Raw genomic sequence first — 11,568 nt, 5'->3', positions numbered from 1 at the left:
AAAACGAAGGCCAACACCTGTTGGCCTTCGACTGGCAGTTTATTGGCTGCGGTGTGTGGCGTGAACAAACCGCTGCCCTTCACGCTTACTGCTTGGCTTCGGTCTTGCCGTCGAAGCTGGCGCTCCACTGGGCCAGGATGGCGTTACGCTCACGGGCGGCCCAGCCAAAGTCGTTGTCGATCATCTGGCCCTTGATGTTGGCGGGATAGCCGGCTCTGGGCTTGGCCACCTCCGGGATGGCGACCACTGCGAACGACTTGTTGTAGAGGGCGTTGGCCTGCTCGGTGGCGGCAAAGTCGAGCAGCTGTTTGGCGGCCTCCAGCTTGGGGGTGCCCTTGATGATGGCGGCGGCTTCCATGTCCCAACCTGAGCCCTCTTTCGGGAACACCACCTCGATGGGGGCGCCCTTGGCTTTGAGGCTGGTGGCCGGGAAGTCGAAGGAGATACCGATCACCGTCTCGCCGCTGGCGGCCAGCTTGCAGGGGGCGGAGCCCGAGTGGGTATAACGGTCAATGTTCTGGTGCAGGCCGTTCATAAATTGCCAGCCCTGCTGTTCGCCCATGGTCTGCAGCCAGCCAGCGACGCTCAGGTAACCGGTGCCGGAAGAGCTGGGGTTGGGCATGATCACCTTGCCCTTGTAGATGGGCTTGGTGAGGTCGGCCCAGCTGGTGGGGGCCGGGATCCCCTGTTTCTCGGCCTCTACCTTGTTGAAGCAGATGGCGCTGAAGAAGGCGTCCAGACCGATCCAGTGCGGCTCGGCCTTGCTGTCGCGAAAGCGGCTGTCGAGCTTATCCAGCCCTTTCGGTGCATAGGCATTGAGCATCTGCTGCTGATCGAGCTGCATCAGGCTGGTAGCCGCCAGTCCCCATACCACATCCGCTTTGGGCTGCGCTTTTTCTGCCAGCAAGCGTGCGGTGACCACGCCGGTGGAGTCACGCACCCACTTGATGTTGATGTCCGGATGCTGGCGTTCGAACGCGGTTTTCAGCTCGCTGAGCTGCTCCGGTTCGAAGGCGGTGTAGACGGTGAGATCGGTGGCGGCCAGAGCCGGGGCTGTCGTGGCGGCCAGCACGGCGGCGGCCAGCAGATGGGTTCCCTGTTTCATCCTCTTCTCCAGTTAAATTGGTTTGGTATAAACCAGATTGGTCGAGAGAGAGGCTAGGGGATCTTTATGACGTGACCGTGACGGCCCCGTGACGTTTTGCCGTTCCTGATGTGCCCCTGACTAATCCTGGGTATCCACCTCGATCTCCAGACTGTCGTGACGCCAGTACTCCAGATCGAAGTCGAGCACACGGCCGTGCTGATCGAAGTTGAGTCGCTCGAGACGCAGGGCGGGCAGACCGGCGGTGGCCCCCAGTGCCTTGGCCACCTCGTCCGGCAGGGCGGTGGGGAAGAAGCGCACCTGCATGCGGGCGTAGTGGAGATCGTAATGGGCCTGATAGATCTCGGTCAGACTGCCGTTGAGATCCTGCTCCAGCAGGCCGGGCACCCGCTCTGGCAGGCAGTGATTCTCGCAGTAGCAGATGGCGCGCCCGTTGGCGTAGCGCAGCCGTTTTAGCAGAAACAGGCTGTCGAACGGCTTGAGCTGCAGCTGCGCCATCAACGCGGGTGGCACCGCCTGGCGGCTTTTCTCCAGCAGCTCGGTGCGCGGCTCGCCCCCTTGCTCCCGCACTATCTGGTGAAAGTTGGAGGTGCGTCTGGGGTTCAAGCGAAAGCGCGGCGGGGTGACGAACCAGCCACGGCGATCCTCCCGATAGATAAGGCCGTTCGCCTCCAGCTGCACCAGTGCCTCGCGGATGGTGACCCTTGTTGTGCCATAGAGTTCCCCCAGCAGCCGCTCGGAGGGGAGCTTGTCGTTGGGGGCCAGACCCCCCGCCAGTATCTGGTTGGCGAGGGCATCCTTGATCTGCAGATATTGCGGTTTGCTCATGAAAATCCCTGGTTTTGCAATGAGTTGTGCAATGCGTTGTGCAATGGGCTGGGCGCAGGGCTGGTTATCTGCCCGGTCGTTAAACGGCGACATCAACATGCGTTGGTAGATACCAGCATCGCCCCTGTTGTTCAGGCTTCCTAGATTATCGCGATCCCGACGCTGAAAATGAATTTTTTGTTGCACGTAGCGCCACCCCTTTGACCTTGGCGGGGCAGTTACCCACAATGCGCCCATTCTGGTATATACCAAAAGGAGCGAAGTCATGACCCATATTCCTGCGGCCCCTGCCGCCGTTGATTACCTGCTGCTGACCCCGGGCCCCCTCTCGACCACCGCGACTGTGCGCGCTGCCATGCTGCAAGACAGCTGCACCTGGGATGCGGACTACAACCAGGGCGTGGTGGAGCCCATCCGCCGCGAGCTGGTGCGACTGGCCACCGGCCCGGAATATGAAAGCGACTACAGCGCCGTACTGCTGCAGGGGAGCGGCAGCTATGTGGTGGAGAGCGTGCTGGGCTCGGCGATCGGCAGCGATGAGTGCCTGCTGATCATCAACAACGGCGCCTACGGTGCCCGCATGGGGGAGATGGCTCGCTGCCTTGGCCTGCGCCACCATGAGCTCGACTGCGGCGAGACAACCCGCCCCGAACCCGCCGCCATCGAGGCCATGCTGGCACGCCACCCCGAGATCACCCATCTGGCCATGGTGCACTGCGAGACCACCACCGGCATGCTCAACCCGTTGGAGGAGGTGGCTGCGCTCTGCCAGCGCCGCGGCATTCGCCTGATCGTCGATGCCATGAGCAGCTTTGGCGGCATCCCCATCGACATGGGGCGCCTTGGCATCGAGTTTCTCATCAGCTCGGCCAACAAGTGCATTCAGGGGGTACCGGGTTTTGGCTTCGTTATCGCCCGCCGCGCCGCGCTGGCGGCCTGCGCCGGTCGCGCCCGTTCGGTCTCCCTCGACCTGCACGCCCAGTGGCAGACCATGGAGCAGCAGGGGGGCAAGTGGCGCTTTACCTCGCCCACCCATACCGTGCTCGCCTTTGCCCAGGCCCTGCGAGAGCTGGACGAAGAGGGGGGGATCGCCGCCCGCCATCGGCGCTACCGCGAGAATCAGCGCACGCTGGTGGATGGCATGGCCGCCCTCGGCTTTGCGCCGCTGCTGCCAGAACAGTGGCAATCCCCCATCATCACCGCCTTCTACTCTCCGGCACATCCTGACTACCGCTTCGCCGACTTCTACCAGCGGCTCAAGGCGCAGGGCTTTGTCATCTATCCGGGCAAGGTCTCGCAGGCCGACTGTTTCCGCATTGGCAATATCGGCGATGTGACCCCAGCGCGGGTGCGCTGCCTGCTCGCCGCCATGGCCAGCGCCTGCTACTGGCAAGGGGACGCGCGATGACGAGCCAAGCGCCTCAGGGTTGCGTTCAGCACGACCATAAGCTGTACGGCAGCGGCCGCGCTGACAGCGAAGGGGATATCAACCTCGGTGAGGGACGAACGCGCTGGTGGGCGGGGCAGAGAGAAGAGGTACAGGCGGGATTGGCGGAAGATAGCCGCTACTTCCTCCATCAGGCGCTCTCCACCCCCTGTCTCGATCTGCTTGAGGGGGCGCAGGGGAGCTGGCTGACCAGTGTATCGGGCAAACAGTATCTCGATTTCCATGGCAACAGCGTCCATCAGCTGGGCCATGGTCACCCCAGAGTGGTGGCCGCGGTGCAGCAGCAACTCGCCGATCTGCCGTTTTCGCCCCGCCGCTACACCCATCATGTCGCCATCGATTGTGCCCGCACTCTAGCCGAACTGGCCCCCGGCGATCTCAACCGGGTACTGTTCGCCCCCGGTGGCAGCGAAGTGGTGGGGATTGCCCTGAAGCTCGCCCGTTTCATCACCGGCAACAGCAAGGTGGTATCCCTGTGGGATGCCTTTCACGGCGCCTCCCTCGATGCCATCTCGGTCGGCGGCGAGGCCTGCTTTCGCGCAGGCATGGGCCCCTTGATGGCCGGGGTGGAGCGCATCCCGCCCCCCACCCGTTATCGCGGTGTCTGGTATCGGGGGGAGGGGGATGACCTGCACTATGCCGATTATCTGGAGTACGTCATCGAGAAGGAGGGAGGGATCGGTGCCTTTATCGCCGAGCCCATCCGCAACACCGATGTGCAGGTGCCTTCAAAAGCCTACTGGCAGCGGGTGCGGGAGATCTGCGATCGCCACAAGGTGCTGCTGATCGTCGACGAGATCCCCAATGCCCTGGGTCGCACCGGCCACTGGTTCAGCTTTGAGGAGTTCGGCATCGAGCCCGACATCATCTGTCTGGGCAAGGGGTTGGGGGGCGGGGTGGTGCCGTTTGCCGCGCTCATCACCCGCGACCGTTTCAATCAGGCGGCGGCCATTTCGCTCGGTCACTACACCCACGAGAAGAGTCCCATCGGCTGCGCGGCGGCTCTCGCCACCATAGCTACCATCCGTGAAGAGGGGTTGCTGGCCAAGGTGCGGGAGGATGGTCGCTTTATGGCGTGCGAGCTCGGCAAGTTGGCCGAGCGTCACCCGCTGATCGGGCAGGTGCGCGGCATAGGTCTCTTGTGGGCACTCGATCTAGTGGTCGATCACCAGAGTCGAAAGCGCAATAGCCAGGCTGCCGAGCGGCTGCTCTACCGCTGTCTGGAGCTGGGGCTCAGCTTCAAGGTCTCCCAGGGCAATGTCATCCAGCTCTCGCCGCCGCTCAATATCGCTCGCGCCGATCTGGTGCGCGCCATTTCCATTCTCGATCGCGCCCTTGGCGAGATCGCACTTTCACCGAAACAGGAACACCACCATGACTGACTTGCAGATTGCTGTAGACCCGACCACCGACGTAGAGGCGCTGATCCTCGACTGGGCCGGTACCGTCGTCGATTTCGGTTCCTTCGCCCCCACCTCCATCTTCGTCGAGGCTTTCGCCCGCGCCTATGACTTCCCCGTGACTCTGGATGAGGCGCGCCAGCCCATGGGCCTTGGCAAGTGGGATCATATCGCCGCGCTGGGCCGCCTGCCCTCGGTGGATGCGCGCTGGCAGGCCCGCTTTGGCCACCCCATGAGCCACGCCGAGGTGGACCACATTTATCACACCTTTATGCCGCTGCAGATTGCCGCGGTGACCCGCTTCGCCGACCCCATCCCCGGTGTGTTGCCGGTGCTGGATGGGCTACGCGCACAAGGGCTGCGTATCGGATCCTGCTCCGGTTATCCCCGTCCGGTGATGGAGGCGCTGGTACCTGCGGCGGCCGATCACGGCTACCGGCCGGATCACTGGGTCGCCACCGACGATCTCAAGGCCGGTGGCCGCCCCGGTCCCTGGATGGCGCTGGCCAACGTGATTGAGCTGGGAGTGAGCGCGATGCATCGCTGCATCAAGGTGGATGACGTCGTGCCGGGTATCAGCGAAGGGTTGAACGCGGGCATGTGGACGGTGGGGCTGTCGGTCTCCGGCAACGAATTTGGCGCCACCTGGGAAGCGTTTTCCGCCATGAGCGAGGCGGAGATCGCCGCCCGGCGCGCACCGGCCGAGGCCAAACTGCGGGCGGCGGGGGCGCACTACGTGATCGACACCCTGGCGGATATCGCCCCGGTCATCGCCGATATCAACCGCCGTCTGGCGGCAGGAGAGCGGCCCTGAACAAGGCGGGAGAGAGGAGGGGAGTGCCGGGCTTGCCGGCAGGTTTCAGGTCGATGCTCCCTGACTATCAGGCATAAAAAAACCGGCGCCTTGGCGCCGGTTTTTGTTCACCGAGACTCTATTACAGAGAAGCGGTGAAGGTACGGGTGATGACGTCTTGCTGTTGCTCTTTGGTCAAAGAGTTGAAGCGAACGGCATAACCGGATACGCGGATGGTCAACTGCGGATATTTCTCCGGGTTTTCCATGGCGTCCAGCAGCATTTCACGGTTCATCACGTTGACGTTCAGGTGCTGACCGCCTTCCAGGTTGGACTCATGGTGGAAGTAACCATCCATCAGACCGGCCAGGTTGGCTTTCTGGGCTTCCATGTCTTTACCCAGTGCGTTCGGCACGATGGAGAAGGTATAGGAGATACCATCTTTGGCGTAAGCGAACGGCAGCTTGGCAACGGAAGTCAGGGAAGCAACGGCACCCTTCTGGTCACGACCGTGCATCGGGTTGGCACCCGGGCCGAACGGTGCACCAGCGCGACGGCCATCCGGGGTGTTACCGGTCTTCTTGCCGTACACCACGTTGGAGGTGATGGTCAGCACGGACTGGGTAGCCACGGCACCACGGTAGGTGTTCAGCTTCTGAATTTTCTTCATGAAGCGCTCAACCAGGTCGCAGGCGATGTCATCGACGCGAGCGTCGTTGTTACCGAACTGCGGGTACTCGCCTTCGATTTCGAAGTCGATGGCAACGCCATCTTCGTCACGAACCGGCTTGACCTTGGCGAACTTGATGGCAGACAGGGAGTCAGCGGCTACGGACAGACCGGCGATACCACACGCCATGGTGCGATAGACGTCACGGTCGTGCAGTGCCATCAGAGAGGCTTCGTAGCTGTACTTGTCGTGCATGTAGTGGATGATGTTCAGCGCGGCAACGTATTGCTTGGCCAGCCAGTCCATGAAGTGATCCAGACGATCCATCACGTCGTTGTAGTCGAGGTACTCGGACTTGACCATTTCGGTCTTCGGACCGACCTGGATCTTGAGCTTCTCGTCCATACCGCCGTTGATTGCATACAGCATGGTCTTGGCCAGGTTGGCACGGGCACCGAAGAACTGCATCTGTTTGCCGACGATCATCGGGGACACACAGCAAGCGATGGCGTAGTCATCGTTGTTGAAGTCCGGACGCATCAGGTCGTCGTTCTCGTACTGAACGGAAGAGGTCTCGATGGATACCTTGGCGCAGTACTTCTTGAAACCGACCGGCAGCTTCTCGGACCACAGGATGGTCAGGTTCGGCTCAGGGGACGGGCCCATGGTGTACAGGGTGTTCAGCATACGGAAGCTGTTCTTGGTGACCAGGGTACGGCCATCAACGCCCATACCAGCCAGGGTTTCGGTGGCCCACATCGGGTCGCCGGAGAACAGTGAATCGTATTCCGGGGTACGCAGGAAGCGAACCATGCGCAGCTTCATGACCATGTGGTCCATCAGCTCCTGGGCTTCTTGCTCGGTGATCAGGCCTTTCTTCAGGTCACGCTCGATGTACACGTCCAGGAAGCTGGAGGTACGACCGAAGGACATGGCGGCACCGTTCTGGGACTTGACTGCCGCCAGGTAGGCGAAGTAGGTCCACTGGACGGCTTCTTTGGCGTTCTTGGCCGGTACGGAGATATCGCAACCGTACTTGGCAGCCATTACCTTCATCTGTGCCAGGGCACGGTGCTGCTCGGAGATCTCTTCGCGCAGACGGATGGTGGCTTCCAGGTTGACACCGTTTTCCAGGTCAGCCTGCAGAGACTTGAACTGGGCCAGTTTGTCGGCCATCAGGAAGTCGATACCGTACAGGGCAACACGACGGTAGTCACCGATGATACGGCCACGGCCGTAGGCATCCGGCAGACCGGTGATGACGCCGGACTTGCGGCAGTTCAGGATGTCTTTGGTGTAAACGTCAAACACGCCCTGGTTGTGAGTCTTGCGGTACTCGGTGAAGATCTTCTCGACCATCGGGTCCAGCTGACGACCGTACACTTCGCAAGAGGTCTTGACCATCTTGATACCGCCGTTGGCGATGATGGCGCGCTTGAGCGGCTTGTCGGTCTGCAGACCAACGATTTGCTCCAGGCTCTGATCGATATAGCCGGCATCGTGAGCGGTAATGGTGGAGGGCAGGTCGGTATCAAAATCGACCGGCGCGTGGGTGCGGTTCTCGATCTTGATGCCTTCCATGACCTTGTCCCACAGCTTGGTGGTAGCTTCGGTCGCGCCAGCCAGGAAGGACTCGTCACCTTCATACGGGGTGTAGTTCTTCTGGATGAAGTCACGGGTGTTGACAGAGATCTGCCATTCACCGGCCGCGAAGCCTTCCCATGCTTTTTGGAACTGTTCGTTAAGTTCTGCCATTTTCATTACCTCACACGGTATTGATGTAGTATCCCGCAATCATCCTTAATGATGACGACGGAAGATAAACCAGTAAGTCAGACCAACCATGACGCCACCACCAATGATATTACCTATGGTGACGGGAATGAGGTTGTGTAGGACGAAGTTGGATACGGTCAGGTCGGCAAAGGTCGCCGGGTCCTGGCCGATGGCCTGCCAAAATTCCGGGCCTGCTACCGCATGGATAGCGATACCGACCGGGATCATAAACATGTTTGCGATGCTGTGCTCAAAACCGGAGGCCACGAACATGGCGACGGGGAGCAGCATGACCATCACCTTGTCGGTCGCACTGCGGGCGCCGAACGCCATCCAGACGGCGAGACACACCATGAGGTTGCAGAGGATACCGAGGGCAAGGGCCTCGAAGAAGGTATGGTGGATCTTGTGCTGGGCCACCTTGAGGGCGTTCAGACCCCACTGGCCATCTGCCGCCATGTATTCGGCCGACATGATGATGAGGCCGACGATGATGAGACCACCGATGAGGTTGCCGAAGTAGACCAGTCCCCAGTTCTTGAACAGCTGAGCCCAGGTGATGCGATTGGCCGCCTTGGCCACCAGGGTCAGGGTGGTGGAGGTGAACAGCTCGGCACCGAGCAGCACGCAGAGGATCAGACCCAGTGCGAAACAGAGACCGCCGACCAGCTTGCTGAGGCCCCAGGCCACATTGCCGGCACCGGTCGTCACCGTGATGAAGAAGACGAAAGCAATGGCGATGAAAGCGCCTGCGGTGATGGCCAGGGGGATGACCTTGTATGCAGGCTTGGTGGCCTTGGCATAGGTGATATCTTCTGCCAGTGCAGCGATGGCTTCTGGCTTGAGACAATCAAAGGGAGATTCTGCTTTCAATTCTCATGTACCTGATGTTTTGCCTGTGGAAATCATAACAAAGGGCCAGATCGTCAAAATTGACTCCGATCAAGAATTGCAGATTGTGAATGTAATTTTACTACAAAAATTTGAGTCCTCCGGCAGCGTTGCTTTACACCAGGTTTCAGCTGAAACATAAATGCTGATTTTTTAATGCAATGATTTTAAACAATTTATTTTTCATCGCCTAAAAATGGTACTGGCAAGGCATCTTTGCATCTCCCCAGCATTCTCTGCCCCGGCTTGGCAACCCCCTAAGAGGTATTTTTTGTTTTTTATTTCATCTTTGAATAACAAATCGCCTCTCTGGCGACCATAAAGCAAAAGGGGCCATCAGGGCCCCTTCACATACTACCACATCAACCCCATGAATGGGCTCGTTTGGCCTTCTGCAGCTTCTCATAGGCTGCCAGCAGCTTCTGATGCAGCGGGAACTGGCTGAGGGACAGGTCGGCAGCTGCCAACCCGTGGAAGCGAGCTTCACCGCTGGCGTGGGCCCAGGCCTGTGCCAGCGTCTCTTCACCATACATGCGGGTGAACACGGCGCGGTACTGCTCGGGGTCGCGATCCTCATCCAGGAACAGCTCGACGCAGGCGCGCAGGGCACGGTAGTAGTTGGCACGATCGGCCGGGAACACCGACTGGTTGAACTCCATGGTCCAGTCGATGAGATCGAGCGCCGTGTCGAGTTCGCCGGCGGCCAGTGCCAGCATGGCTTTGAGCTCGCCCACCCGCAGGGTGTGCAGGGCGGTGCCCTTGGCGGCGGCGATGCCGAGCAGCTCGCGCACCCGGGTGCGCTCGTCGTGACCCTCTTCATCCAGCTGGTCGAACAGCGCCATGTACTGCTCCGCGTCCCACTCCAGCGCCGGCAGCGCCAGGATGGTCTCCCGCAGGTGGGCACCCATGGTGTTGTTGGCCAGCAGCAGATCTTCGGCCGGATAGATGTCGGACATGCCGGGCACCAGGATGCGGCAGGCGTAGACGCCCAGGTGCTCGTAATCGGCGATATAGACCGGCTGCTCCAGCTCGTGGAAGATGCCGATCAGGTGGTCGAACTCCTCCTGCGAGGTACCGCGGAAGTCCCAGTCGGCAAACTCGAAGTCCGCATCCTGCTTGAACAGATCCCAGCTGATGAGGCCGGAAGAGTCGATGAAGTGGGTTTCGAGATTGTGGTGATCCGCTACCTGCTCGTTGTCGAACGAGGGCGGCACGAACACGTCGAGATCCTTGAGGCCACGGCCCTGCAGCAACTCGGTGACGGTGCGCTCGAACGCCACTTCGAAGCGCGGGTGGGCGCCGAAGGAGGCAAAGCAGGTGCCGTTGCTCGGATTGAGCAGCACCACGCAGATGACCGGGTAGCGACCGCCCAAGGAGGCGTCGAAGCTGTAGATGGGGAAGCCTTCGGCTTCCAGCGCATCGATGGAGGCCTTGATGCCGGGGTAACGGGCGATCACCTCATTCGGGATCAGCGGCAGGCTGAGGGCCTCTGCGATGATCTTGTTCTTCACGTGGCGCTCGAACACCTCCGACAGCCCCTGGGTGCGGGCCTCGGTGCGGGTGTTGCCGGCGCTCATGCCGTTGGAGACATACAGGTTGCCGATGATGTTCATCGGGATGTAGACGGTCTGGTGATCAGACTGACGCTCGAAGGGCAGGGCGACGATGCCGCGCTCTTCGTTGCCGGATTGCAGATCCACCAGCATGTCGGCGGTCACTTCACCGTCCGGGTTGTAGAACTTGCGGGTGAAGGGGTCGAGCAGACCGGCGGGCAGCTGATCCCCTTCGATGGGGAACCACTTCTCGTTCGGGTAGTGAACGAAGTCGCCATTGGCGACCTGCTCGCCCAGATAGAAGTCGGCGAAGAAGTAGTTGGTGGAGAGACGTTCGAAATATTCACCCAGGGCGGAGGCGAGCGCCGCCTTCTTGCTGGCACCCTTGCCGTTGGTGAAACAGAGGGAGCACTCCTTGTCCCGGATGTGCACGGACCAGACGTTGAGCACGGGGTTGAGCCAGGAGGCCTCTTCGATATCAAACCCCAGGGCTTGCAGCTTGGTCTGGAAGCGTTCGATGGAGTCTTCCAGCGCCGCGTCCTTGCCGGGAATAAAAGTGTGGTCGGTCATCACGATATCCTGATTTTTATTGGCTCATGTTTGGCCGCAGATAATAGCAGGGGTCGGCGCGTTTGGCAGGCAAAAAACGGGGCCCATGCCCCGTTTTGCTCTCCATTCAACCGAGCTCGGTCACGGCTCAGCCGATGAACTTCAGACCCAGGATCCCGCCGATGATCAGCAGCAGGCAGAGCACCCGGGCGAGGGTGGCCGGTTCGTTGAACAGCCAGATCCCCATCAGCACGGTGCCGACCGCGCCGATGCCGGTCCATACCGCGTAGGCGGTGCCAAGGGGCAACTGTTTGACCGCCATGGCGAGCAGCAGCACGCTCACCCCCATGGCGATCAGGGTCAGCAGGGTGGGCAGGGGACGGCTGAAACCGTCGGTGTATTTGAGGCCGATGGCCCAGGCGACCTCGAACAGGCCGGCCAACAGCAGGAGCAACCAGGACATAAGGCAGATTCCGCAGGAAGCAGGGTCGTCCCTGCGTATCAGGAGGCCTCGGGGTCGTCCCCGAGGGGCAGCGGGGCTGCCGGTCGGTCTCAA

The 11,568-nt window shown here is 60.9% G+C and carries 9 protein-coding genes; 3 read left to right on the top strand and 6 right to left on the bottom strand.

The features are described 5' to 3' along the window. Positions 1–85 precede the first annotated feature (85 nt). Positions 86–1,105 (bottom strand): putative 2-aminoethylphosphonate ABC transporter substrate-binding protein, encoded by a 1,020-nt coding sequence (locus tag QLG02_RS18290; protein ID WP_282465830.1) that lies wholly within the window; start codon positions 1,103–1,105, stop codon positions 86–88. A gap of 120 nt (positions 1,106–1,225) precedes the next feature. After that, entirely contained in the window at positions 1,226–1,933 is a 708-nt protein-coding gene (gene phnR, locus QLG02_RS18285) for a phosphonate utilization transcriptional regulator PhnR (protein ID WP_206829906.1), read from the bottom strand. Between the two features lie 265 nt (positions 1,934–2,198). On the opposite strand from phnR, the gene phnW reads away from it, so the two are divergent. The 3 genes from phnW to phnX are packed head-to-tail and all read left to right on the top strand — an operon-like array spanning position 2,199 to position 5,594. Then, positions 2,199–3,341: a 2-aminoethylphosphonate--pyruvate transaminase gene (phnW, locus tag QLG02_RS18280; RefSeq protein WP_282465829.1), complete on the top strand. Its 1,143-nt coding sequence runs from the start codon at positions 2,199–2,201 to the stop codon at positions 3,339–3,341. After that, on the top strand, positions 3,338–4,762 hold the full coding sequence (locus tag QLG02_RS18275; RefSeq protein ID WP_282465828.1) for an aspartate aminotransferase family protein: 1,425 nt from the start codon (positions 3,338–3,340) through the stop codon (positions 4,760–4,762). The genes phnW and QLG02_RS18275 overlap by 4 nt, the downstream gene beginning before the upstream one ends. Next, positions 4,755–5,594, top strand: a complete 840-nt coding sequence (phnX, locus tag QLG02_RS18270) for a phosphonoacetaldehyde hydrolase (protein WP_282465827.1) — start codon at positions 4,755–4,757, stop codon at positions 5,592–5,594. Before QLG02_RS18275 ends, phnX begins: the two co-directional genes overlap by 8 nt. A gap of 121 nt (positions 5,595–5,715) precedes the next feature. On the opposite strand, the gene pflB is transcribed toward phnX, so the two are convergent. The 4 genes from pflB to sugE form a co-directional block, all read right to left on the bottom strand. After that, complete coding sequence (pflB, locus tag QLG02_RS18265) at positions 5,716–7,998, bottom strand: formate C-acetyltransferase (protein ID WP_282465826.1); 2,283 nt, start codon at positions 7,996–7,998, stop codon at positions 5,716–5,718. Positions 7,999–8,043: 45 nt separating this feature from the next. Further along, positions 8,044–8,892, bottom strand: coding sequence for a formate transporter FocA (focA, locus tag QLG02_RS18260; protein ID WP_011705812.1), 849 nt, complete (start codon positions 8,890–8,892; stop codon positions 8,044–8,046). A gap of 380 nt (positions 8,893–9,272) precedes the next feature. Beyond that, on the bottom strand, positions 9,273–11,033 hold the full coding sequence (gene ycaO / locus QLG02_RS18255) for a 30S ribosomal protein S12 methylthiotransferase accessory factor YcaO (RefSeq protein ID WP_282465825.1): 1,761 nt from the start codon (positions 11,031–11,033) through the stop codon (positions 9,273–9,275). Between the two features lie 127 nt (positions 11,034–11,160). Then, the gene (gene sugE, locus QLG02_RS18250) at positions 11,161–11,475 is read right to left on the bottom strand and encodes a quaternary ammonium compound efflux SMR transporter SugE (protein ID WP_011705814.1); all 315 of its coding nucleotides are present in this window, start codon (positions 11,473–11,475) and stop codon (positions 11,161–11,163) included. Positions 11,476–11,568 lie beyond the last annotated feature (93 nt).

This window comes from Aeromonas sp. V90_14, from assembly GCF_029967615.1.
Taxonomy (GTDB): domain Bacteria; phylum Pseudomonadota; class Gammaproteobacteria; order Enterobacterales; family Aeromonadaceae; genus Aeromonas; species Aeromonas hydrophila.
The sequence above is the reverse complement of the archived record's forward strand: the minus strand, read 5'-3'. Positions and strand labels throughout refer to the sequence as shown.

Excerpts from the sequence above, each read along its gene's own strand:
- phnX (WP_282465827.1), top strand. The coding sequence starts at position 4,755 with ATGACTGACTTGCAGATTGCTGTAGACCCGACCACCGACGTAGAGGCG.
- phnW (WP_282465829.1), top strand. The coding sequence starts at position 2,199 with ATGACCCATATTCCTGCGGCCCCTGCCGCCGTTGATTACCTGCTGCTG.
- sugE (WP_011705814.1), bottom strand. The coding sequence starts at position 11,475 with ATGTCCTGGTTGCTCCTGCTGTTGGCCGGCCTGTTCGAGGTCGCCTGG.
- ycaO (WP_282465825.1), bottom strand. The coding sequence starts at position 11,033 with ATGACCGACCACACTTTTATTCCCGGCAAGGACGCGGCGCTGGAAGAC.
- phnR (WP_206829906.1), bottom strand. The coding sequence starts at position 1,933 with ATGAGCAAACCGCAATATCTGCAGATCAAGGATGCCCTCGCCAACCAG.
- pflB (WP_282465826.1), bottom strand. The coding sequence starts at position 7,998 with ATGGCAGAACTTAACGAACAGTTCCAAAAAGCATGGGAAGGCTTCGCG.
- QLG02_RS18275 (WP_282465828.1), top strand. The coding sequence starts at position 3,338 with ATGACGAGCCAAGCGCCTCAGGGTTGCGTTCAGCACGACCATAAGCTG.
- QLG02_RS18290 (WP_282465830.1), bottom strand. The coding sequence starts at position 1,105 with ATGAAACAGGGAACCCATCTGCTGGCCGCCGCCGTGCTGGCCGCCACG.